We start from the raw sequence: 21820 nt of genomic DNA on the forward strand, positions 1-21820 counted from the left end.
AGGTTGGGAGTCATGACGGTACGGGAGGTGCTGCGGGACCGCGGCGCGGCGACCTATCTGGGCGGGATCCTGGTCTCCGGGTTCGGCGACTCGGCGATGCTGCTGGTCGCCGGAGTGTGGGTGAAGACGCTGACCGGATCGAGCAGCCTGGCCGCCGCGGTGACCTGCTGCGTCTGGCTGCCGACCCTGCTGGGGCCGCTGCTGGGGACCGTCGCCGACCGGGTCCGCCGCCGGCGGCTGCTGATCGGGGTCGACGCAGCCCTCGCCCTGCTGCTCCCGGTGCTGCTCGCGGTCCGCTCCGGGCGGGACGTCTGGCTGCTCCTGCTGGTCCTCACCGCGGTCGGCGCGGGTTCCGTGCTGTGCGACGCCGCCGAGGCCGCCCTGGTCGTCACCGCCGTCCCCGCCAGGCTGCGCGGCGACTTCAACGGGCTGCGGATGACGGTGAACGAGGCCATGAAACTGCTCGCCCCGCTGGCCGGCGCGGGCCTCTTCCTGCGCTGGGGCGGCGGCGCCGTCGCCCTGCTCGACGCGGCCACCTTCGTGCTGGCCGCACTCGCCTTCACCGCCCTGCCCCTCCGCGAGGAGCCGCCCGCGCCGGCCACCGGCGGCTGGCGCGAGCAGACCGCGCAGGGCGTACGCGCGCTGCGCGGCGACCCGCTGCTGCTGCGGCTGGTGGGCGCCGGAGCCGTCGCCATGCTGCTGTCCGGGATCAGCAGCGCCGCGGTCTACGCGCTGGCCGACACCGGCCTGCACCGCCCGCCCGCCTTCGTCGGCGTGCTCTACGCGGTCCAGGGCGCCGGCTCGATCGTGGCGGGGATCCTGGCGGGCGCCGTCATGCGCCGGGTGCCGGAGCGCGCGTTCGCCGCCGGGGGCCTGCTGCTGTTCACCGCGGGCGCGGCCGTGCGCGCGGTGCCGTCGCTGCCGGTGGTGCTCGCCGGGACGCTGGCGGTCGGCGTCGGGCTGCCCTGGGTGATCGTCGCAGCCTTCACCGCCGTGCAGCAGCGCACCGAGCCGGCACTGGTGGGCCGGGTGGCCGCCGCGGCGGGCACGGTGGTCTTCGCGCCCACCGCGGTGGCCGCGGCCCTCGGGGCGGTGCTGGTGGCGCTGGTCGACTACCGGCTGCAGCTCGTGGCGGTCGGGGCGGGCGGCGCGGCGGCGGCCTGGTTCCTGCTGCTGCGGCGCCCTTCCGCCCCGCCGGAACCCGCGCCGGCCGCCGGGGACGCGGCCCGTACGGCTGCGGCGCCCGGCCGTACGGGCTGACGCCCCGCGGGCGCCCGCCCGGCGTCCCACGGGGCATCTCCGGATCCGGCATATAGGGTCATATGGTGCCGACAGGAACGTATCAGAGCCTCTTCGCCGCGGTCGCCGCGTCGGCCGCCGGGCTGACCGGCCTGCTGTTCGTCGCCATGTCCGTCGCGCCGCGCTCGGGCACGCCCGACCGTCCCGTCGTGATCCAGCAGGTCCGCGCCGCCGCGTCGCTCTCGGCCTTCACCAACGCGCTGGCGGTCTCGCTGCTGGGTCTCGTACCGGGGAACAACGTCGGCTATCCCGCCATCGTGCTGGCCGTCATCGGCATCCTCTTCACCGCCGCGGGCGCGCGGTCCACGCTGTCCGGCAGTGGGGCGCTGCGGCCGCACGTACGCCGGCAGGCCGGTCTCGTCGTCCTGCTGCTGGCCGTCTTCGGCCTGGAACTCGCCAGCGGGATCGAGCTCGTCGTGAACCCGCGCAGCGTCGGCGCCGCCGAGCGCGTCGGCAACCTGCTGGTCGTGCTGCTGCTGATCGGGATCGCCCGGGCGTGGGAGCTGATCGGCGACCGCGAGACCGGCATGTTCGCCTCGATCGCGGTGCTGGCCGGCCGCGAAGGGAAGCGCTCCGCCGGCCCGGAGGGCTGAGCGGGCGGCCGGCGCCCGGCGCGGGAGCCGTGAGAAACGTCATGGCGTCCGGCGGCGCCGCGTCCCGCGGCTCCAAGTCCGCCGCCCCGCCGCCGAGATGGCGCGCAGCCGTGCGATCCGGCCACCGTTTCCGGCGGCCGGATCGTTCGGCGCGGGCGTGTTCGAGTCGCTGACCTGGGATGACCGCGCTAAGCTAATCGAACGAACGTACGAGGAACGTTTCGGGCGGATGGCTGAAAAGGGGTGGAGTGATGGAGGTGCGGCATGGCGGGCTTCGCCCATCTGCATGTCGCGTCCGGTTACTCCGAGCGGTACGGCGCCGCGCACCCCGAGCAGCTCGCCCTGCGGGCGGCCGAGCGGGGGATGACGGCGCTGGCACTGACCGACCGGGACACCGTCACCGGGGCGGTGCGGTTCGCGCAGGCGTGCGCGGAGACCGGTGTCACGCCGGTCTTCGGGATCGACCTGGCCGTGGCGGCGCTCGCCCCACCGCCACCGGCCCGGCAGCGCACCCCGGTGCGCGGCGGCGCCCATGTGGTCGAGCCGCCGCTGCGCTTCGTCCTGCTCGCCCAGGACGAGCAGGGCTGGGCCCGGCTGTGCCGGATCACCAGCGCCGCCCACGTGGGCACCGCGAGCCGGGCCGCCCCCGTCCAGGTGTCCTGGGACGCGCTGCGCGAGCACGGCGGGCCGGGGCTGACCGCGCTGCTCGGACCGCTCTCGGAGCCGGCCCGGGCGCTGGCGGCCGGCCGGGAGGACGTCGCGGTGAGCCTGCTGCGGCCGTGGTGGGAGATCTTCGGCGAGGACCTGCGCCTTGAGGCGGTCGTCCACGGCCGCTCCGGCACCGGTCCGGGATCGCTGCGGCTGGCCGCCAGGACGCTGGCGCTCGCCGACCGGACCCGTACGCCCGCGGTGCTGACCAACGCCGTCCGCTACGCCGACCCCGCCCAGCACCGGCTCGCCGACGTCCTGGACGCCGCGCGGCTGCTGCGGCCCATCGACCGGCGCCGGGTGGACGGCGGGCAGCGCTGGCTCAAGGGCGAGGCGGAGATGGCCAGGGCCGCGCAGGACATCGCCGAGTGCGCGGGGATGGGGCCGCGCCGGGCCGGCCGGCTGCTCGCCGACACCGCCGCCACCGCGGCCGCCTGCCGGCTGTCACCCGGGCAGATCGGCCTGGGCGCCCGGCACTTCCCCGAGCCCGAGGTCGTCGGAGCCGGCCCGGGCGGCGCCGCGGAACTGCTGCGGGAGAAGGCCGCCGCGGGTCTGGCCCGGCGCGGCCTTGACCGCGACCCGGCCGCCCGCGAGCGGATGGCGAGCGAGCTGGAGATCATCACCGGACTGGGTTTCGACGCCTACTTCCTGGCCGTCGGCCAGGTGGTCGCCGACATCCGCGAGCTGGGCATCCGGGTCGCGGCCCGCGGTTCTGGCGCGGGGTCGATGGTCTGCCACGCGCTGGGCATCGCCACGGCCAACCCGCTCGACCACCGCCTGCTGTTCGAGCGGTTCCTCAGCCCGCTGCGCAAGGGCCTGCCGGACATCGACATCGACGTGGAGTCGGCCCGCAGGCTGGAGTGCTACGACACGATCTTCCGCCGGTTCGGCCATGAGCGGGTCGCGGTCACCGCGATGCCCGAGACGTACCGGGCCCGCCGGGCGCTGCGCGACACCGGCCTCGCCCTGGGGATCGCCCCCGGCGAGGTGGACCGGATCGCCAAGAGCTTCCCGCACCTGCGGGCCTGCGACATCACCGGCGCACTGGCCGAACTGCCCGAACTGCGCGGGCTCGCCGCCGAGGCCGGGCGGTACGGGCCGCTGTGGGAGCTCGCCGAAGGACTCGACTCCCTCGTCCACGGCATGGCCATGCACCCGTGCGGAGTGATCATCAGCGACGCGACCCTGCTTGACCGCCTCCCGGTGCAGCCCACCCCGCAGGGCGACTACCCGATGGCGATGGCGGCCAAGGAGGAGGTCGAGGCGCTGGGCAACATCAAGCTCGACGTGCTGGCGGTGCGGATGCAGTCCGCGATGGCGCACGCCGTCACCGAGATCGAACGGGCCACCGGCGACCACATCGACCTGGACGACGGGCAGCAGGTGCCACTGGACGACGTCTTCGCCTTCAAGCTCATCCAGGAGAGCCGGACCATCGGCATGTTCCAGCTGGAATCGCCCGGCCAGCAGGACCTGCTCTCCCGGATGCAGCCGCGGGACGTGCAGGACGTCATCGCCGACATCAGCCTCTTCCGCCCCGGCCCGGTGGCCGGCGGCATGCCCGAGCGGTACATCGCCGCCCGGCACGGCGGCGACCCGCACTACGCCCACCCCGACCTGGAACAGGTGCTCGCGGACACCTACGGCGTGACGATCTGGCACGAGCAGATCATCGAGACGCTGCACGTGATGACCGGCTGCGGCAGGGACCGGGCCGAGGTCGGCCGGCGGCTGCTCGGCGACAAGGACAAGCTGCCGCAGATCAGGGACTGGTTCCACCGGACGACCGCCGCCCGCGGCTACGGCCCCCAGGTCCGCGACGAGGTGTGGGCGACGGTGGAGTCCTTCGGCGCCTACGGCTTCTGCCGCGCCCACGCGGTCGCCTTCGCCGTCCCCGCCCTGCAGTCGGCCTGGCTGAAGGCGCACTACCCGGCGTTCCTGCTGGCCGGACTGCTGGAGCACGACCCCGGCATGTGGCCCAAGCGGGTGATCGTCGCCGACGCCCGCCGCCACGGGGTGCCCGTGCTGCCGGTGGACGTCAACCGCTCCCGGGTGGAGCACACCGTCGAGCGCACGGACGGCGACCGGTGGGCGGTACGGCTCGCGCTGTCCGGGGTGCGCGGGATCAACGAGGAGGAGTGCGCCCGGATCGCCGCCGGACAGCCGTACGGATCCCTGTCCGACCTCTGGCAGCGGGCACGGCCCAGCCGGCCGGTGGCCGAACAGCTGGCGGAGACGGGGGCGCTGGACGCGCTGCACGACGGACGGCTGAACCGGCGCGACCTGCTGCTGCAGATCGCCGAACTGCACCGGCAGTCCCGTCCGCGCGGCGCGGCCGAGGGGCAGCTGCCCCTCACCGCCGACGCGATCGGGGGCGCCGAGCCCGGCGGGCTGCCCGAGATGACGGGGCGTGAGGTGCTCGGCGCGGAACTGCACACGTTCGGCATCGACGTCTCCCGGCATCTGATGGAGTACCACCACCGGCTGCTGCGGGAGGTCGGCGCGACGGACGCCGCCCACCTGGCCGGCCTGCGGGCAGGACAGCAGGTGCTGGTCGCCGGGGTGCGCGCCTCGACCCAGACCCCGCCGATCGCCAGCGGCAAGCGCGTCATCTTCGTCACGCTGGAGGACGGCTCCGGCATGGTCGACCTGGCCTTCTTCGAGGACTCCCACGAGGCGTGCGCCCACACCGTCTTCCACTCAGGGCTGCTGCTGGTCCGCGGCACCGTACAGGTCCGCGGCACCCGGCGGACCGTCGTCGGCAGCATGGCCTGGGACCTGGAGAAGGTCGCCGCCGCCCGCCGCGACGACGGTCCCGAGGCGGCCCTCGCGCTGCTCGGGGCGAGCGGCCCGCAGCCCACCCCCGCGCAGCCGCGGCGCACCCTCCCGGACGGAACGGCCGGCGCCCGGCTGCATCCCTACGCCGACCTGCAGCCCGCCGGCAGCCGCTCGGCCGACCTGCGCAAGCTCGGGCACCGCAGCTCCGGGAGCGCCGGATGAGGGCGCGCCACATCGCCCACCTGCACCTGCACGGCGACCCCGGCGAGGAGCGGTACGCGCAGGTGCTCGACCTGCTGGGCGGGATCACCCCGCACCTCCAGGCCTTCCCGCCCGACGCGGTGCAGCTCGACCTGACCTCGGCCCTGCGCTACTTCGACCGGGGTCCCCTCGGGGTGGTGCAGATGGCGCGGATGCGGGTCGCGGCGCTGTACGGCATCGAGACCAGTGCGGGGCTGGCGGCCAACCCCATGCTGGCCGCCATGGCCGCGGCCGCCTCGCCTCCCGGGCACACCACGCGCATCCCGGGCGACCGGGCGGCGGTGGAGGCCTGGCTGGGGCCGCTGCCGGTGACCGCGCTGCCCGGGGTCGGCCGGACCACCGCAGCCGCACTCGGCGGCTACGGGCTGCGCACCATCGGCCAGGTCGCGGACACCCCCGCCGTCACCCTCCAGCGGATCCTGGGCGCCGCCCCCGCCCGGCTGCTGGCCGAACGGGTCCGCGGCCACGACCCCCGCCCGGTCACCCCGCAGGCGCCCGCGGCCCGCATGACCGCCGACCTGGTGCTCGACCGCGACTGCCTCGATCCCGCCCAGCACCACCGCACCGTGCTCGGACTGGCCGGCGAACTCGGCCGCAGGCTGCGGAACGAGGCCCAGGTCACCGGCCGGCTCACGCTCACCCTCCGCTACGCCGACCAGAGCGCCACCACCCGCACCCGCACGCTGCCCGAACCCACCGCCCACTCACCGCTGCTGACCGTCACCGCCCTGGGCGTCCTGGCCTCGCTCGGCCTGCAACGCGCGCGGGTGCGCGGCTACGCCCTCACCGCCGACCGCCTGCGGCCCGTCGCCGACACCACCCGCCAGCTCAGCCTGGACTCCGCCGACGTCCGCGCCCGCGCCGTGGAGGCCGCCGCCGACCGCGCCCGCCACCGCTTCGGCCCCACCGCCGTCCACCCGGCCACCCTGGCCGGCGACCCGGTGCCCGCACCCCCCGTCAGGTGAGCGACACGCCGTCCCTCGCGCTGATCCGGAGGATCTCCTCCAGCGGATACGGGGTCAGCCTGCTCTCCTGCCGGAGCCTGCGGTTGAACTCCTTGAGTACGGCGGCGAGCGGGGCGTAACGGCTCAGGATCGCCGCGGCCGCGGCGGGTATCCCCGTGGGCCCCTCACCCCGTGCGTACGCGCGCAGCAGCGCGTCGGCGTCCTCGCCGCCGGAGCCGTTCAAGGCGCTGGCCAGCCAGATCACCAGGGACGTCAGCGTGTAGCAGCGGTCGTAGACCTGGTGCCGGTCGAAGAAGCCGGCCTCTTCCTCGGACAGTTCGAAGCGGGAGGAGAGGGCCAGGCCGTAGTCGGCGAAGTACAGGCGCCGACCGTCGGTGAGGATGTTCTCGAAGTGGGCGTCGAAGTGCAGCAGTCCGCGGGTGTTCATGAACGACGTGCCCGCGTGCAGCGCCTGCTCCACCCGCAGACACGTCTCGGTCACCTCCTCGTCGCCGGCCTTCACCTGCTCGCCGAGCCATTCCCGCAGGTTCTGCGGGATGTACTCCAGGAACAGCGTCACGCTCGCCGAGGACTCCCGGAGTTCGTCGATCCGGCGGCGCACCTGCGACCCGCCGTCCCAGTAGGCGACCACCCGGTCGACGTCGGCCAGCTCCTCGGGCAAGGGCGCCGAGTCCGGCAGCACCCGCCAGTGGTACGTCAGCGGGAAGCCGGGGTTCTCCCCGGTGAGCACCCAGTTCGTCGTCATGATGTGCACGGCGAGCTCCCGCCAGACCCCGGAGCTCGGCCCGCCGAGGCCGTACTGGCAGAAGGCCGGCAGCCCGAAGAGGTTCGCGGTCGACCGCGCGTGCTCCGGCAGCCTCTCCAGGTCGGTCAGCGGCACCCGTTTGACGAAGACCGGGGTCCCGTCGACCTCCAGAAGCGAGGAACGCCCGCCGATCCCGGAGCCCAACGGTGTCGCCGCGTCCACCAGGTCGGCCAGTTGCTCGTCACTGCACAGGGCCAGAGCCGTGGAGACGGTGCCGTACGCGGCCAGACGTTCACGATCGGTCGTGCCAAGCTGCTCCACCACTGACTCCCACACCGGGGCGACGCGGTGCCAGGCCGCACCACACCGTGATCCGACAATCTACGGCCAGGCCGTCATCCCACGACGTGAGCGCCGTACTCAACTGGCCCACGGCGGCGATATCCGCGAACCGTCGGGCAGCGTGGCTGTCAGCCCGGTGCTCGTGGTCACCCACATCCCGGCCGGTTCCCGCGTCGGATTGGCGACATTGAGCGTGCAGCCGGCCGGGGCGATGGCCACGTCCCCCGCGCCGAGCAGTCGGGCGTCGCCGTCGATGGTGAGTTCCAGCGAGCCCGACAGGACGAGGAAGACCTCCTCCCGGCTGATCGTGTGGGCCTGGCCGCCGCTCCCGGCGGGCACCTCCCCGCGCCAGGCGCACAACTCCTCGCTGCCCAGCGCGGATGCCGCATAGGACACGAAGCGCACTCCGTGCATGTCGTGGACAACGGCCTTGTCCGCGGTGACGAACGGCATGACGACCCCCAAGGGACAGATCGGGGCGTGCCGCACCGCGGTCCGCCCGACAGGCAAGAGACTTACTCAAGCAACTTGCTCAAGCTGCTTTCTCATATACTCAAGCAGCTTGCCCACTGTGTCAAGCTGACCCGATGAAGTACTCCGATGCGATGAGCCTGACCGCCGCGCTGCTCAGCGCGACGGGCTCCCTCGTCCAGGACATCCACACCGGCGTGGTGGCCCACGGCTTCGACGATCTGCGCCCCACGCACGGCTTCGTCTTCACCCGGCTCGCCCCGGACGGCGCGACCGTCACCGAGATCGCCGCGCACCTCGGGTTCACCCGGCAGGCGGCGAGCCAGATCGTCGACGAGCTGGAACAGAAGGGGTACGTGGAGCGCCGGCCGCACCCCGACGACGCGCGGGCCCGGCTGGTCCTGCTCACCGACCGCGGATGGCGCTGCGCCCGCGCGGCCGAGGCGTCCGCCGCCGAAGCGATCAGGCCCTGGGCGGAGATGGTGGGCGAACGCCGGCTGCTGGCGCTGCGCGACGAGTTGATCAGGCTCGCCCCCGCAGGGCCGATTCGCCCCAGCTGGTGAACCGCCCATGAACCCGCCCCGGCCGGTGAGCGGCCGTCGCGGGACCGGCAGGGCCCGCGGTGACCGGCCGCTCTGTCAGTGCCGGATGGCAGGCTGATCGCATGACCACCGACACCGCGGGACGGCAGTTCTGGGACGCCGAAGCCGACCGATTCGACGACGAGCCCGACCACGGCCTGCGCGACCCGCAGGTCAGGGACGCCTGGGCGATACGGCTGCGGTCCTGGCTGCCCGCGGCGCCCTCGGACGTGCTCGACCTCGGCTGCGGCACCGGCAGTCTCGCGCTGCTCGCGGCGCGGGACGGCCACCGGGTCACCGCCGTCGACCTGTCGGAACGGATGATCGCGCGGGCGCGCGTGAAGCTGGCCGGCACCGGCGCGCAGGCGGTCGTCGGCGAGGCGACCCGGCCGCCGGTCGGCCCCCGCCGCTTCGATGTGGTGCTGGTCCGCCACGTGTTGTGGACGCTGCCCGACCCGGCCGCCGTGCTCCGGGGGTGGACGCGGCTGCTGCGGCCGGGCGGCAGGCTCGTGCTGATCGAGGGCCGCTGGGGCACCGTCAGCCCGGCCGGCATCACCGCGGACACCCTCGCCCGGCTGACCGCGGGCCTCGGCGGGTCCACCACCATCCACCAGCTCGGGTCCGACCCGTCGCTGTGGGGACGCGAGGTCGAGGACGAGCGGTATGCCGCGCTGGTCAGGCCCGCCCCGCCGCAGCGCCACACCGAGATCGTCGACGTCCACCTGATCCTGCTGCGCGGCCAGGAGGTGCTGCTCAGCCGCCGGGCAGGCACCGGATACGCCGACGGGCTGCTGCACGCGCCGTCCGGCCACCTGGAGGACGGCGAGGACGTCAGGGCCGGGATGATCCGCGAGGCCGCGGAGGAGATCGGCATCGACCTGGCACCGCACGAGGTCGAGGCGGCGGTGGTGATGCAGCACCGCAGCCCCTACGGCAGGCCCAGGATCGGCTGGTTCTTCACCGCCCGGCTCCCCGCGGGCACCGAGCCGGTCAACCGCGAGCCGGACAAGTGCTCGGGCCTGGGCTGGTATCCGCTGGACGACCTGCCGCACGACATGGTCGCCTACTGCCGCGCGGGCCTGGACGCCTATCGCGCGGGGGTGCCCTTCCTGACGCATCTGCACGAGAGCGGCGACACGATCGCCTACGACCCCGCCGGGGCGGACCGGGCCGTGCCACTGGCGGCACCCGTTGTGCCAGGATCCCCGACATGACGCTGGAGATCACCATCGACGCGGACTCGGCCGTGCCGCCGTACGAGCAGTTGCGCGGGCAGATCGCCGAGGAGGCCCGCGCGGGACGGCTGCCGGTCGGCTACAAACTGCCCACCGTCCGGGGCCTCGCCGAGCAGTCGGGGCTCGCGGCCAACACCGTCGCCAAGGCCTACCGGGCCCTGGAGGCGGACGGTGTGATCGAGACCCGCGGCCGGCACGGCACCTTCGTGGCCGCCGCCGACGCCCGCGCCCGCGAGGTGGCCGCGGCCGCGACGGCGTATGTGGAACGCACTCGCCGCCTCGGCCTGGACCGAGCGGCGGCCCGCGCCGCCGTCGAGGAGGCGCTGCGCGCCGCCTACGGCGACTAGCGATCAGAGGACGCCGGGGGCCGGCGGGGCCGCCGGGTCACAGATACAGGCCGTCAGCGGCCTGGGCGGGGACCGGCAGTGCCGAGGTGGTGCCGCGGCGCAGGGCGTACAGCTCGGCGAGCGTCGCGCCGTCCCGGCCGACGCCCTCCGGGGTGCCGAGCCAGTTCACCGCCTCGTCGCGGCTGAGCGGGCCGACCTCGATCCTGGCCAGGCAGCGGCCCGGGCGGACCACCGCGGGGTGCAGGCGCTCCAGGTCCTCGTTGGTGGTGATGCCCACCAGCACGTTGCGGCCCTGGCCGAGCAGGCCGTCGGTGAGATTGAGCAGCCGGGACAGCGCCTGGCCGGTCTGGTGCTTGGCCTGACCGCGGATCAGCTCGTCGCAGTCCTCAAGCAGCAGCAGCCGCCAGCGCCCGCCCGCGGTGCCGTCGTCCTCGCCGATGGCGATGTCCATCAGGTAGCCGACGTCGTTGAACAGCCGCTCCGGGTCCAGGACGCAGTCGACCTGGCACCATTCCCGCCAGGAACGCGCCAGGGTGCGCAGCGCCGACGTCTTGCCGGTGCCGGGCGGGCCGTGGAGCAGCAGGAGCCGCCCGGTGATGTCGTCCACGCTGAGCTTCATCAGGCCGTCCATCGCGTCGGCGACCTGCGCGGTGTAGTTGCCGCGCAGCTCCTCCCAGGTGGCCGCGGAGATCTGCCGGGTGGTGCGGTGCGGTCCGCGGCGCGGCGAGACGTACCAGAAGCCCATGGTGACGCTCTCCGGCTCCGGCTCCGGCTCGTCCTCCGCGTCGTCCACCGACGACTTGAGCACCTGCTCGGCGAGTTCGTCGGTGGCCGCCGCCACCGTGACGTCGGCGCCGCGGTTCCAGCGCGAGATGAGGATCGTCCAGCCGTCGCCCTCGGCGAGGGTGGCGCTGCGGTCCTTGTCGCGCGCCTGTCGCAGCACGGTGGCGTCCGGCGGCAGCAGTGTCAGCCCGGACTTGACGCTCTCCAGCGACGCGCCCCGGGCGAACGGGTGCTCACCGGAGGTGAACCGGCCGAGGAAGAGCGCGTCGACCACGTCCGACGGCGAGTCGCTGTCGTCGAGACGCAGATGGATGGGAAGGGCGCGGTGCGGCGCGGTCGGCTCGGCGGCCCGGCCCGATCCTGGTCCGGTGGTGGGCGGCACTTGCCTCCTCGGTTCACGGGGTGTCGCGGACATGTGTCCATGATCGGGCACCCGCGCCCTTTTGGCCCAGTGTTTTTCCGCCCGGCCGCGGACGCCGCCCGCGCCGGACGTCCGCTGGTCACCGAGGGTGGCGGAACAGGTGTACGGTTCCGTTCACTGTTCGACTGCGGAGCCCCCGATGGTGTCAACACCCTTGAGAAGTAGGTGAATCGGGCATCCGGGTCGGACGTGGGATGCGCACGTGACGCGGCGGGGCGATAGGGTTAGCCTGCCCGGGCCGGGTGCCCTCGTCAGGGTGGGGAGAGTCATGGAACAGATAGCGATGCACGGCAGGCCGCGAGTGCCTGCCATCAGTGCGGGAACGGGTGCGTCCAGTGCGCGTCTCGACCGGCACCTGGCGATACTGGCCGGGCCGGCCCTGCCGCAGCGCGAGACCGAGGAGGCGACCGTGCTGATGCGCGAGCTCACCTCGCGCAACACCGTGCACACCACGGCCAATCGTGGTGCCAGGGTCTCGCTCTTCGCCCCGCTCCGACGGCTGCGCAGATCGCTCTTCGGCAACCGCCGCTGAACGGTTTCCGCTGTTCGCGCGCTCTTCCGTAGTGCTCCGGTGCGCCCTCGTCCCACTCCCGCGTCAGCCGCGCCCGCCTCTCCCCGCCGGCCGGCCACGCGGATGCGGACTTCCGTGCCCCGCGGCCCTCACACCAGCGCGAACTGCCCGTCAGGTCCCTCTTCACGATGGTCGAGTACGGACGCCGGCCTGCGCCTGGCCGCCGGCACCGGCAGGACGCCCGCGTCGCGCAGTGCCCTCGCGGTGATCGTGCGGCCGGGCCGGTCCGCCAGGCTGCGGGCCAGCGCGTCCCGCGCGCCGTCCGACTCGGCGAGCAGGGTCAGGACGCTGATCACTTCCAGCAGGTCCGAGGTGCAGTGCCGGGTCCAGCGCGGCGGTCGCAGCGCTTCGAGCGAACCAGGCGCGCCCGGCGCCGTACGCCGCTCCCACCACGCCTCCAGGACCCGCACCCCGCCGACCCTACGATCCCAGGCGGCAGGCGCGACCGGGGAGATCCGGCCCGCACCGATCCGCAGTTCGCGCTGCTCCCGGTCGTACTCCAGCTCCTCCTGGCCCGGTGCCGCGGGCAGCGGCGCCCGGACGTAGGGACGGCTGCCGCCGGGCAGCCGGGGCGCCGCCGGGTCGCGCCCCTCGGCCGGGTCGGCGAGCCGGGCGCCGCGGGTGTGCAGCCACAGCAGGCGGCCGCCCAGTGCGACGCCGCTGCGCCAGTCGCCGGGGTCGGCGGGGAAGGGCACCTCGCAGCCGCCGGGCGCCGGGCGGGCCGCGGCGGCCACCCAGGCCAGGACGTCCCGCGCGGTGACCTCGGCGGCCAGCCGCGCCGAGAGCAGGCCGAGCAGGCCGGGGGCGAGGTTGGGGTCCCTGCCGCCCGGCTGCCGGAAGAGCGGGCGTATCCGGCCCGGGCGGCCGGCGGGCGAGCGGCCGTCGGGCAGCAGCGCGGAGAAGGCCACGGCAGGCTCGTGCGCCTCCGGCAGATACGCCTGCTCGACGGCGAAGATCTGCTGGTCGTCCAGCACCCGCCAGAGCTCGGGCCGTGCCGCGTCGATCAGCCGGTGATCGGGTATCAGCCACTGCCGGTCATGGGCGCCGTGCTGGATCAGGACCGGCTCGGGGCAGCGGCCGTCCTCCCGGGCCAGCGCGGTGGTCGGTGTGCGGTGGCCGGGCAGCTGGCCGACCCGGGTGTGCAGCCCGCGGGTCCGGGTGGGGTGCAGCAGCGCGTCCCGCTCCGCCTCGCCCCGCGCCGCGGTGAACAGCGCCCAGCGGTCGCGCAGCGTGTTGGCGTCCGGCGCCATGGGCCAGCCGCGGCCGATCCGCAGCGGGCGCACGGACCACGGCATCACATCGTGCAGCACAGGCGCGTCGTCGCTCACCGCATGCATGCTACTGAGCCCGCTCAGCGTGCCTCCATGGTCACGGTGAACGAGAACCGGTCTCCCCGGTAGTGGATCCGCACCACGTCCACCGCCCGGCCCGACTCGTCGTAGGTGACGCCGGTGTAGTGCAGGATCGGGCTCAGCAGCGGCACCTGGAGCAGCCGGGCGGTCTCCGGGGAGGCCAGCCGCGCCTCCACCGTGTCTATGATCCGGCTGATCCGCACCCCCAGCACGTCCCGCAGCACCTTGGTCATCGGCCAGCGCTCCAGGTCGGCCAGGTCGATCCGCGCGGCCAGTTCCGGCCGGACGAAATTCTCCGCCCAGTTGGTGGGCTCGCCCGCCTCGTCGCAGCGCAGCCGCCGGTAGGCGACCGCCTCCGTCAGATCGGCGAAGTGCTCGCCCACCTCCGGCGGCAGCGCCGCCGGGCCGTGCTGGAGGACCGCCGTGCGCCCGCCGGACTGCTGGGCCACGATCGCGTCCACCGACCCCAGCAGGCGGACCGGCGCTCCGCGCCGCGCCGCCGGCTCGATGAAGGTGCCGCGCCTGCGGTGCCGCGATATCAGGCCCTCCTCCTCCAGCTCCTTGAGCGCCTGACGCATGGTGAGCACGCTCACGCCGTAGTGCCCGGCGAGGTCGTCCTCGGTCGGCAGCCGCAGCGGGTCGTCCGGGCGGCGGCCCAGTATCGAGGCGCGCAGCGACTGCGAGACCTGATACCACAGCGGCAGCTTGCGGTTCAGGACCAGCGAGTCGGGGGCGAACCAGGTCACGGCGGTCACAGCCGGAAGTTTCTCTCCAGCCCCTCCCACACCCTGTCGTAGCCCTGCTGCCGATGGCCCGCCGACAGGGCGGACTCGGTGGGCACGACCGGCCAGCGGGTCTCGAACATGAACGCCAGCCCGTCGTCGACCCGTTGCGGGACCAGGTCCGCGGTGCTCGCCCGGTCGAAGGTGGTCCGGTCCGGGCCGTGCGCGGACATCATGTTGTGCAGGGAGGCGCCGCCGGGGACGAAGCCCTCGGCCTTGGCGTCGTAGGCGCCCTCGATCAGGCCCATGAACTCCGACATCACGTTGCGGTGGAAGTACGGCGGCCGGAAGGTGTCCTCGCCGACCAGCCAGCGCGGTGCGAAGACCACGAAGTCCGCGCCGGCCAGCCCCGGGGTGTCGGACGGCGAGGTCAGCACGGTGAAGATCGACGGGTCCGGGTGGTCGTAGCTGATCGAGCCCAGCACGTTGAAGCGGCGCAGGTCGTACAGATACGGCACGTGGCTGCCGTGCCAGGCGACCACGTCCAGCGGTGAGTGGCCGTAGCGGGCCGACCACAGATTGCCGCCGAATTTGTTCAGGACCTCGGTCTCCTCGTCCCCGTCCTCGTAGGCGGCGACCGGGGCCAGGAAGTCCCGCGCGTTCGCGAGCCCGTTGGCGCCGATCGGTCCCAGCTCCGGCAGCTGGAAGGGCCGCCCGTAGTTCTCGCACACATAGCCGCGGGCGGTGCCGTCCGGCAGCTCGACCCGGAAGCGGATGCCGCGCGGGATCAGCGCGACATGGCCCGGCTCGGCGCGCAGTACTCCCAGCTCCGTCCGCAGCAGCAGCGCGCCCTGCTGCGGCGCGATCAGGAACTCCCCGTCGGAGGAGGAGAACACCCGCTGCCGCATGGGGCGGTTGGCGGCATACCAGTGGATGCCGATGCCCTCACGGCGCAGCACGTCACCATTCCCGCCGACGGTGACCAGGCCCTGCACGAAGTCGGTCGGCTCCTCGGGTAGCGGCAGCGGACCCCAGCGCAGCCGGTTGGGATCGGGCTCCACGTCGAGGAAGGGGCCGCTGCGCAGCTCACCGTTCGGCACTCGCTCGAAAGGGGGGTGAGCGGCGGACGGGCGGATGCGGTAGAGCCAGCTGCGGCGGTTGTGCGCGCGCGGCTCGGTGAAGGCGGTGCCGCTCAGCTGCTCGGCGTACAGCCCGAACGGGGCGCGCTGCGGTGCGTTGCGCCCCACCGGGAGCGCGCCGGGCACGGCCTCGCTGCTGTGCTCGTTCCCGAAGCCCGCCGAATACTCGAGGCCCTTGCCGTCCTGGTCGATGTCCATGCCGCGCTCCCCGCCGTGTCGTCCTGATTCCTATGCTGGACCATAGGAATCAGGACGGCAACCCCCCGCCTCACGCCTGTGGACAACTCCCTGCTCCGGCCGTGATCTGCCTGCTCAGCGCCCGTATCGTGGCCGCGGCGATGACCGCGTGCCCGCGGGCGGTGGCGTGCACGAGGTCCGCGCTGTAGAGGTCGCGGTCGCCGACCGCGGGGTGGTCGTACATCTCGACCAGCACCGCCCCGTGGCGCTCGGCGGATCTGCGGACGATGCCATTGAGCCGGGCGACGCCCTTCTCCAGCGGCCCGCCGCGCAGTTCGGGCACCGCCGCGGCCACGTTCGCCAGCGCGAAGGTGAGCAGCGTCGTCCCGGGGGCGGCGAGCCGCCCGAAGAGCAGGTCCATCTCACGGGCGACCACGGCCGGGGAGAAGCCCGGCAGCAGCAGGTCGTTGCCGCCGCAGACGACCGCGACCAGGTCGGGTGCGAAGGCCGCGGCGCGATCCGCCTGCCGCTCGCGTACCTGGGCGGTGGTCAGGCCGCGCATCCCGAGATTCGTGTGCACGGCGTCAGGGGCGGCGGTGAGCAGCGCCTCGGCGGTCCGGTCCGCCCAGGACCCGGTGCGGTAGCCGCGCTGCGGATCGCCCAGGCCCTCGGCGAGGCTGTCGCCCACCACGGCGAACCGCCGCCAGGGCGCGCCCCGCAGCAGTTCGGCGCCCTCGCCTTCCGCCAGGCAGTGCGGGTCCGCGGCCTCCGCGGGATAGGCGGCCGCCCAACCGGTCCTGGCCGCGGGGGCGCTGGTTGCCGACCTGGAACCGGCCGTAGGACCGCTGGCTGCCGACCCGGAACCGGCCGCCGGGGCGGTTGCGGGCGTCCCTTCGCCGGGGCTCGACGCGTGGGTCATGTCAGGACTCCTTCACCAGGGTGCGGGCCATGGCCAGGCCCACCAAGGCGGCGACCGCGGCCAGCGCGGCGCAGACCAGGAAGACGTCGCGGTACGCCTGCGGCCCGGCGATGCCGTGCGCGGCGATCACCGACGCGGTGGCCGCGACCCCCAGGGCGCCGCCCACCTGCCGTGCGGTGGTGGTCATGCCGACCCCGGAGGCGAACTGCCGCGGCGGCAGCGACCCGGCGGCCGCGGCGGACAGCGCGGTCAGCGCCGCGCCGAAGGCCGCGCCGCCGATCAGGCCCACCGGCAGCCACAGCGTCAGAAAGCGGGGGTCGCTGCCCAGGCCGAGATACGACCACACGCCGACCGCGGCGAAGGCGGCCATCGACACCCCGACCACGGCCGGGAGTTGGTGCGGCTTGGCCCGGCTGCCCACCGCGAGCGCGGCGACCGCAGAGGTCAGCGCCCCGGGGGTGACGGCGAATCCGGCTTCGAGCACCGAGTAGTGCCAGACGCTGGTCAGGAACAGCGGGCTGCTGAGCAGCCAGCCGAAGAGCGCCGCACCGGTGAAGGCCGCGGCGGCCGAGGCCGCCGCGAAGGTGCGGTTGCCGAAGAGGGCCGTCTCGACGGCGGGGGCGTCGTGGCGGGTGGAGCGGACCAGCGCGACGGCGATCAGCGCCGCGCCGCCCGCCACGCTCGCCACCGTGCCGGTGCGGGTCCAGCCCCAGTCGCTGCCCTTGGTGAGCCCCAGCACGAGCAGGGCGATGCCCGCGGTGACCGCGGCCGTGCCCAGCGGGTCGGGGAGCCGCCGCCGGGCACCGGCGGGCTCGGGAAGGCCGCGCAGGCCGGCGAGGACCAGGGCGGCGCCGACGGGCACATTGATCAGGAAGACCGCCCGCCAGCCGAAGGCGTCGACCAGGACGCCGCCGAGGGCGGGCCCGGCCGCGGTGGCCATCGAACCGGCCGCTCCCCAGGCGCCGATGGCCGCGGGGAGCCGCTGAGGCGGGGTCGTGGCGAGCAGCAGGCCGAGGGCGGCCGGGATCATGCCCGCCGCAGTCGCGCCCTGCAGGGCGCGTGCGGTGATCAGCCACGGCAGGCCGGGCGCGCACGCGCACAGTGCGGACGCGACGGTGAAGCCGGCCAGCGAGGACAGGAAGAGCCTCTTGCGCCCGAAGGCGTCGGCGATCCGGCCCGCCGGGGTGAGCAGGGCGGCGAAGAGCACGGCGTAGCTGCTGACCACCCAGGACAGGTCGGAGACCCCGTCGGCGGGGAAGCTCCGCGCCAGGTCGGGAAAGGCGACGTTGACGACGGTGGTGTCGAGGAACGCGATGAAGGTCGCACCCGCGCTGAGCAGCAGGACGACTCCGGGACGCGCGCCCGTGCCCTGCGGGGGCGGCGGCCCCGCGGCCGGCGGTGCGGAAGAGGCGGAAGCGGGTGAGGACAGTGAGGACATGGCCGTCCTTGCCTTGATGACGGGAAACATACTGGCGGTACGGAACATACATACCGAAGGTATGTCGCTGTCAAGGCCCGCTTTTGGCTAGGGTGGGCAGCGGACCGACGAGAACGGGGGCAAGACGGCGCCGGCACCGGCGCCCCGGCGCGGGCCGGCCGACAGGAGCAGGAGGATGGCCGTGGCGGCAGCGGGTACGGCGACAGACAGCGGCGGACGCCGGCCACGCGTACGCCCGACGCAGCGGGAGCGCTCCGACGCGACCGTCGAGGACCTGCTGGCCGCCGCGCGGACGCTCTTCGCGAACTCCGGATACGCCGCCACCTCGCTCGACGCCGTCTGCGAAGGGGCCGGCGTCACCAAGGGCGCCCTCTACCACCACTTCGCCGGCAAGAAGCAGCTCTTCAGCGCCGTCTACGCCCGCGAGCAGGAACGCCTCGCCGCCCGCATCACGGCCGCGTACGTCGCCGTCGCCGACGACCCGTGGGAAGCGGTCCTCGAGGGCTGCCGGGCCTATCTGGAGGCCTCGCTCGACCCCGAGGTGCAGCGCATCACCCTCTTCGACGCGCCCGGCGCGCTCGGCTGGGAGGCGATGCGCGACCTCGGCGTCAACTGCCGCGAGCTGACCCGCAAAGGCATCGCCCGCGCGATCAGGAAGGGCGCCATCCTCGAACGCCCCGCCGCCCCGCTGACCTCGATGCTCTACGGCGGTCTGAGCGAGAGCGCCATGGCGATCGTCAGGGCCGACGACCCTCAGGCCGCCCTGGGGGAGGCGCTCGCCGACCTGCGCACGCTGTTCGACGCGCTCGCAGCCGGGAGCTGACGCCGATGGCGGGCGCCGGGGGCCCACCGGACGCCGACGGCGGGCTGCTGCGCCGCGCGCCCGTACAGCGGCGCAGCACCGAGCGGCTGGAACGGATACTCGACGCCTGCGCGCGGCTGCTCGACGAGGCCGGTTACGAACGGCTCAGCACCCGGGCGGTCGCCGCCCGGGCCGGAGTGCCGATCGGCTCGGTCTACCGCTTCTTCGCCGACAAGCGCGCGATGGCCGACGCGCTGGCCCACCGGAACCTGGACGACTTCCTCGACCGGACCGCGGCCAGGCTGGCGGAGCCCGGCTCCGGCGACGGCTGGCGGGCGGCGGTCGAGGTGCTGGTCGACGAGTACACCGCGATGAAGCGCACCGCCCCCGGCTTCGCCCTGCTGGATTTCGGCGTGCCGGGCGAGAGCAACCACGACCTGGCCGAGCGGCTTCCCGCGCTGCTCGGCGACCGGCTCACCACCGACCCCGCCGACCCGCGGCTGCGGCTCGCGCTGGCGATCGCGGTGGAGGCCGCGGACGCCGCGCTCCAACTCGCCTTCCGCACCGATCCGGACGGGGACCCCCGGGTCGTCGCCGAGACCAAGCAGCTGGTCCTGGCCTATCTGGCCACGGTCCTCGACTGACGGCGCCGGCCGCGGAACGGGCGGGGCCGCCGCCCCCGAGCACCCGGGTCGGCCGCCCCCGAACACCGGCCCGCAGGACGGGACGCGTTGTCGGTACCCGCGAGTAGTGTCGTTGTCAGTATCGATCAGTAGTGTCGAAGACCAACGCGCGCCAGTGCCGTCGCCGTCCAGGGGGAGTCACCGATGACCCGTACCGCTCTGCGCATCTGCCCGCTCTGCGAGGCCACCTGCGGCCTCGTCCTGACGGTCGACCAGGAACGGGTCACGCATGCCCGCGGCGACCGCGAGGACGTCTTCAGCGCCGGATTCATCTGCCCGAAAGGCGCCTTGTTCGGGGCTCTCGACGCCGACCCCGACCGGCTGACCCGCCCGCTGGTGCGCAGGGACGGCAAGCTGGCCGAGGCCAGTTGGGCCGAGGCGTTCGAGGCCGTCGCCGCGGGCATCGGCGCGGTCAAGGACACCTACGGCGGCGAGGCCGTCGGCGTCGTCCTGGGCAATCCCAACGTCCATACGATGGCCGGCGCCCTCTACCCGGCGCAGCTGGTGGGGGCGCTGGGCACCCGCAGCGTCTTCACCGCGAGCACCCTGGACCAGATGCCCAAGCACGTGAGCTGCGGCTATCTCTTCGGCGACCCCAACGCGATCCCGGTCCCCGACCTCGACCGCACCGACCACCTGGTGCTGATCGGCGCCAACCCGCTGGTCTCCAACGGCAGTCTGGCCACCGCCGCCGACTTCCCCGGCAAGCTCAAGGCGCTGCGGCGGCGCGGCGGGCGGCTGGTCGTCATCGACCCCAACCGCACCAGGACCGCCGCGGCCGCGGACCGCCACGTGGCGCCCAGGCCAGGCACGGACGCGGCACTGCTCTTCGCCATGGTGCAGGTGCTGTTCGCCGAAGGCCTCGCCGACCCGGGTGACCTGGCACCGCACCTCAGCGGTGTGGCGGAGGTCGGCGCCCTCGCCGCGGAGTTCACCCCCGAGGCCGTCGCCGCGTACTGCGACGTCCCCGCCGCGGACATCCGCACCCTCGCGCGGGACCTGGCCGCCGCCGAGCGGGCCGTGGTCTACGGGCGGCTGGGCAGCACCGCCGTCGAGTTCGGCACCCTGGCGAGCTGGCTGGTGGACGTGCTCAACGCGCTGACCGGGAATCTGGACCGACCGGGCGGCGCGATGTTCCCGCTCGCGGCCACCGCCAGGGCGCCCCGGCCGGCACGCCCCGGCAAGGGCTTCACCACCGGGCGCTGGCGCAGCCGGGTGTCGGGACACCCCGAGGTCAAGGGCGAACTGCCCACCGCTGCCCTCGCCGAGGAGATCGACACGCCGGGGGAGGGCCGGCTGCGCGGGCTGGTCGTGGTGGCGTCGAACCCGGTGCTCTCCGCACCTGACGGCCTGCGGACGGACCGGGCGCTGGCCGGGCTGGACTTCATGGTCAGCGTCGATCCGTATCTCAACGAGACGTCACGGCACGCCCATGTCGTGCTGCCGCCGCCTCCGCCGGCCCGCAGCGCGCACTACGACTTCGCGTTCAGCACCCTCGCGGTGCGCAACACCGTCCGCTACAGCCCGCCGGCCGTGCCGCTCGCCGCCGGATCCCCGGACGAGCCGGAGATCCTGGCGCGGCTGATCCTCGCCGTCCTCGGCCACGGCGGCCCCGACGCCGACCCGGCGCTGGTCGACAGCCAGGCCGTGCAGCGCCGGCTCGGCTCGGAGACCGCCGACCCGCACTCGCCGGTGCACGGCAGGGACGCCGCCGAAGTGGCCGCCCAGCTCGACGGCCGCACCGGCTACGAGCGGCGGCTCGATCTGATGCTGCGGCTCGGACCCTACGGCGACGGCTTCGGCGCGGACCCGGAAGGCCTCACCCTGGCCCGGCTCCTCGACCACCCGCACGGCATCGACCTGGGTCCGCTGGGCTCGCGGCTGCCCGCAGTGCTGCGCACCGCCTCCGGCACCGTCGAGCTGGCCGCGGCGCCGATCGCCGCCGACGTGCCGCGGCTGCGGGCGGCGGTCGCCCGCGGCGGCGACGGGCAGTCGCTGGTGCTGATCGGGCGCCGGCATCTGCGGTCCAACAACAGCTGGATGCACAATGTGCCGGCGCTGACCGGCGGCAGCAACCGCTGCACCGCCCAGCTGCACCCCGAGGACGCCGCCCGGCTCGGCCTGGCGGACGGCGCTCTCGCCCGCATCAAAGGCGACGGCGGCGAGATCACCGCGGCGGTGGAGATCACCGACACCCTGCGACGCGGTGTGGTGTGCCTGCCGCACGGCTGGGGTCACGACCGCAACGGCACCCGGCTGGCCACGGCCTCCCGCGAGCCCGGCGCCAATGTCAACCAGCTGCTGGACGGCAGCCGCCTCGACCCGCTGTCCGGCACCGCGGTGCTCAACGGCTTCCCGATACAGGTGGAGGCGGCGGGCTGACCGGCCGGGCCGCCCCACGACGGCGAGGGGCACGCCGCCGCACCACGGGGCGTCCCGGCGCCGTCGCCCGTCGCGGGTACGCCGCCGGCCGGCCCGGCCGCCGGCC

The 21820-nt window shown here is 74.4% G+C and carries 19 protein-coding genes; 11 read left to right on the forward strand and 8 right to left on the reverse strand.

What is annotated here, in order from left to right; translation table 11 throughout:
- Positions 1-12: 12 nt before the first annotated feature.
- The 4 genes from OG702_RS28530 (at position 13) to OG702_RS28545 (ending at position 6604) form a co-directional block, all read left to right on the forward strand.
- Positions 13-1260: an MFS transporter gene (locus OG702_RS28530; protein WP_327291808.1), complete on the forward strand. Its 1248-nt coding sequence runs from the start codon at positions 13-15 to the stop codon at positions 1258-1260.
- A gap of 62 nt (positions 1261-1322) precedes the next feature.
- The gene (locus OG702_RS28535) at positions 1323-1892 is read left to right on the forward strand and encodes a hypothetical protein (RefSeq protein ID WP_327291809.1); all 570 of its coding nucleotides are present in this window, start codon (positions 1323-1325) and stop codon (positions 1890-1892) included.
- 264 nt (positions 1893-2156) lie between these two features.
- A complete protein-coding gene (locus OG702_RS28540) occupies positions 2157-5600 on the forward strand; it encodes a DNA polymerase III subunit alpha (protein ID WP_327291810.1) in 3444 nt (1147 codons plus the stop codon).
- The gene (locus OG702_RS28545; protein ID WP_327291811.1) at positions 5597-6604 is read left to right on the forward strand and encodes a DNA polymerase Y family protein; all 1008 of its coding nucleotides are present in this window, start codon (positions 5597-5599) and stop codon (positions 6602-6604) included. The genes OG702_RS28540 and OG702_RS28545 overlap by 4 nt, the downstream gene beginning before the upstream one ends.
- On the opposite strand, the gene OG702_RS28550 is transcribed toward OG702_RS28545, so the two are convergent.
- Entirely contained in the window at positions 6597-7670 is a 1074-nt protein-coding gene (locus tag OG702_RS28550) for a protein kinase family protein (protein WP_327291812.1), read from the reverse strand. The two genes, OG702_RS28545 and OG702_RS28550, sit on opposite strands and share 8 nt — an antisense overlap.
- Before the next feature lie 99 nt (positions 7671-7769).
- On the reverse strand, positions 7770-8144 hold the full coding sequence (locus OG702_RS28555; protein WP_327291813.1) for a cupin domain-containing protein: 375 nt from the start codon (positions 8142-8144) through the stop codon (positions 7770-7772).
- 134 nt (positions 8145-8278) lie between these two features.
- On the opposite strand from OG702_RS28555, the gene OG702_RS28560 reads away from it, so the two are divergent.
- The 3 genes from OG702_RS28560 to OG702_RS28570 all read left to right on the forward strand — a co-directional run bounded on the left by OG702_RS28560 (position 8279) and on the right by OG702_RS28570 (position 10325).
- Positions 8279-8725: a MarR family winged helix-turn-helix transcriptional regulator gene (locus OG702_RS28560; RefSeq protein WP_327291814.1), complete on the forward strand. Its 447-nt coding sequence runs from the start codon at positions 8279-8281 to the stop codon at positions 8723-8725.
- A gap of 101 nt (positions 8726-8826) precedes the next feature.
- The gene (locus OG702_RS28565; RefSeq protein ID WP_327291815.1) at positions 8827-9957 is read left to right on the forward strand and encodes a methyltransferase domain-containing protein; all 1131 of its coding nucleotides are present in this window, start codon (positions 8827-8829) and stop codon (positions 9955-9957) included.
- Positions 9954-10325: a GntR family transcriptional regulator gene (locus OG702_RS28570; protein WP_327291816.1), complete on the forward strand. Its 372-nt coding sequence runs from the start codon at positions 9954-9956 to the stop codon at positions 10323-10325. Before OG702_RS28565 ends, OG702_RS28570 begins: the two co-directional genes overlap by 4 nt.
- Before the next feature lie 37 nt (positions 10326-10362).
- On the opposite strand, the gene OG702_RS28575 is transcribed toward OG702_RS28570, so the two are convergent.
- A complete protein-coding gene (locus OG702_RS28575; RefSeq protein WP_442814570.1) occupies positions 10363-11523 on the reverse strand; it encodes a DUF5925 domain-containing protein in 1161 nt (386 codons plus the stop codon).
- A 274-nt stretch (positions 11524-11797) separates the two neighbouring features.
- Between OG702_RS28575 and OG702_RS28580 the strand changes: the two genes are divergently transcribed.
- Complete coding sequence (locus OG702_RS28580) at positions 11798-12061, forward strand: hypothetical protein (RefSeq protein ID WP_327291818.1); 264 nt, start codon at positions 11798-11800, stop codon at positions 12059-12061.
- Positions 12062-12189: 128 nt separating this feature from the next.
- Here the strand turns inward: OG702_RS28580 and OG702_RS28585 are convergent, their stop codons facing one another.
- The 5 genes from OG702_RS28585 to OG702_RS28605 form a co-directional block, all read right to left on the reverse strand.
- A complete protein-coding gene (locus tag OG702_RS28585) occupies positions 12190-13437 on the reverse strand; it encodes a type ISP restriction/modification enzyme (protein WP_327291819.1) in 1248 nt (415 codons plus the stop codon).
- A gap of 14 nt (positions 13438-13451) precedes the next feature.
- Positions 13452-14198, reverse strand: a complete 747-nt coding sequence (locus OG702_RS28590; protein WP_327293413.1) for a GntR family transcriptional regulator — start codon at positions 14196-14198, stop codon at positions 13452-13454.
- 5 nt (positions 14199-14203) lie between these two features.
- Positions 14204-15511 (reverse strand): homogentisate 1,2-dioxygenase, encoded by a 1308-nt coding sequence (gene hmgA / locus OG702_RS28595; RefSeq protein WP_327291820.1) that lies wholly within the window; start codon positions 15509-15511, stop codon positions 14204-14206.
- Between the two features lie 70 nt (positions 15512-15581).
- Entirely contained in the window at positions 15582-16409 is an 828-nt protein-coding gene (locus OG702_RS28600; protein ID WP_327291821.1) for an SGNH/GDSL hydrolase family protein, read from the reverse strand.
- A gap of 1 nt (position 16410) precedes the next feature.
- Entirely contained in the window at positions 16411-17847 is a 1437-nt protein-coding gene (locus tag OG702_RS28605; RefSeq protein WP_327291822.1) for a DHA2 family efflux MFS transporter permease subunit, read from the reverse strand.
- Between the two features lie 175 nt (positions 17848-18022).
- Here OG702_RS28605 and OG702_RS28610 point away from each other — a divergent pair, with 175 nt between their 5' ends.
- From OG702_RS28610 to OG702_RS28620, 3 genes are all read left to right on the forward strand, one after another.
- The gene (locus OG702_RS28610; protein WP_327291823.1) at positions 18023-18670 is read left to right on the forward strand and encodes a TetR/AcrR family transcriptional regulator; all 648 of its coding nucleotides are present in this window, start codon (positions 18023-18025) and stop codon (positions 18668-18670) included.
- Between the two features lie 5 nt (positions 18671-18675).
- Positions 18676-19293: a TetR/AcrR family transcriptional regulator gene (locus OG702_RS28615; RefSeq protein ID WP_327291824.1), complete on the forward strand. Its 618-nt coding sequence runs from the start codon at positions 18676-18678 to the stop codon at positions 19291-19293.
- Positions 19294-19476: 183 nt separating this feature from the next.
- A complete protein-coding gene (locus OG702_RS28620) occupies positions 19477-21714 on the forward strand; it encodes a molybdopterin-dependent oxidoreductase (RefSeq protein ID WP_327291825.1) in 2238 nt (745 codons plus the stop codon).
- The last annotated feature ends 106 nt before the right edge of the window (positions 21715-21820 follow it).

The organism is Streptomyces sp. NBC_01198, from assembly GCF_036010485.1.
In the GTDB taxonomy this organism is placed as follows: Bacteria; Actinomycetota; Actinomycetes; order Streptomycetales; family Streptomycetaceae; genus Actinacidiphila.

Excerpts from the sequence above, each read along its gene's own strand:
- OG702_RS28530 (WP_327291808.1), top strand. The coding sequence starts at position 13 with ATGACGGTACGGGAGGTGCTGCGGGACCGCGGCGCGGCGACCTATCTG.
- OG702_RS28535 (WP_327291809.1), top strand. The coding sequence starts at position 1,323 with ATGGTGCCGACAGGAACGTATCAGAGCCTCTTCGCCGCGGTCGCCGCG.
- OG702_RS28540 (WP_327291810.1), top strand. The coding sequence starts at position 2,157 with ATGGCGGGCTTCGCCCATCTGCATGTCGCGTCCGGTTACTCCGAGCGG.
- OG702_RS28545 (WP_327291811.1), top strand. The coding sequence starts at position 5,597 with ATGAGGGCGCGCCACATCGCCCACCTGCACCTGCACGGCGACCCCGGC.
- OG702_RS28555 (WP_327291813.1), bottom strand. The coding sequence starts at position 8,144 with ATGCCGTTCGTCACCGCGGACAAGGCCGTTGTCCACGACATGCACGGA.
- OG702_RS28560 (WP_327291814.1), top strand. The coding sequence starts at position 8,279 with ATGAAGTACTCCGATGCGATGAGCCTGACCGCCGCGCTGCTCAGCGCG.
- OG702_RS28565 (WP_327291815.1), top strand. The coding sequence starts at position 8,827 with ATGACCACCGACACCGCGGGACGGCAGTTCTGGGACGCCGAAGCCGAC.
- OG702_RS28570 (WP_327291816.1), top strand. The coding sequence starts at position 9,954 with ATGACGCTGGAGATCACCATCGACGCGGACTCGGCCGTGCCGCCGTAC.
- OG702_RS28575 (WP_442814570.1), bottom strand. The coding sequence starts at position 11,523 with ATGTCCGCGACACCCCGTGAACCGAGGAGGCAAGTGCCGCCCACCACC.
- OG702_RS28580 (WP_327291818.1), top strand. The coding sequence starts at position 11,798 with ATGGAACAGATAGCGATGCACGGCAGGCCGCGAGTGCCTGCCATCAGT.
- OG702_RS28585 (WP_327291819.1), bottom strand. The coding sequence starts at position 13,437 with ATGCATGCGGTGAGCGACGACGCGCCTGTGCTGCACGATGTGATGCCG.
- hmgA (WP_327291820.1), bottom strand. The coding sequence starts at position 15,511 with ATGGACATCGACCAGGACGGCAAGGGCCTCGAGTATTCGGCGGGCTTC.
- OG702_RS28600 (WP_327291821.1), bottom strand. The coding sequence starts at position 16,409 with ATGACCCACGCGTCGAGCCCCGGCGAAGGGACGCCCGCAACCGCCCCG.
- OG702_RS28605 (WP_327291822.1), bottom strand. The coding sequence starts at position 17,847 with ATGTCCTCACTGTCCTCACCCGCTTCCGCCTCTTCCGCACCGCCGGCC.
- OG702_RS28610 (WP_327291823.1), top strand. The coding sequence starts at position 18,023 with ATGGCCGTGGCGGCAGCGGGTACGGCGACAGACAGCGGCGGACGCCGG.
- OG702_RS28615 (WP_327291824.1), top strand. The coding sequence starts at position 18,676 with ATGGCGGGCGCCGGGGGCCCACCGGACGCCGACGGCGGGCTGCTGCGC.
- OG702_RS28620 (WP_327291825.1), top strand. The coding sequence starts at position 19,477 with ATGACCCGTACCGCTCTGCGCATCTGCCCGCTCTGCGAGGCCACCTGC.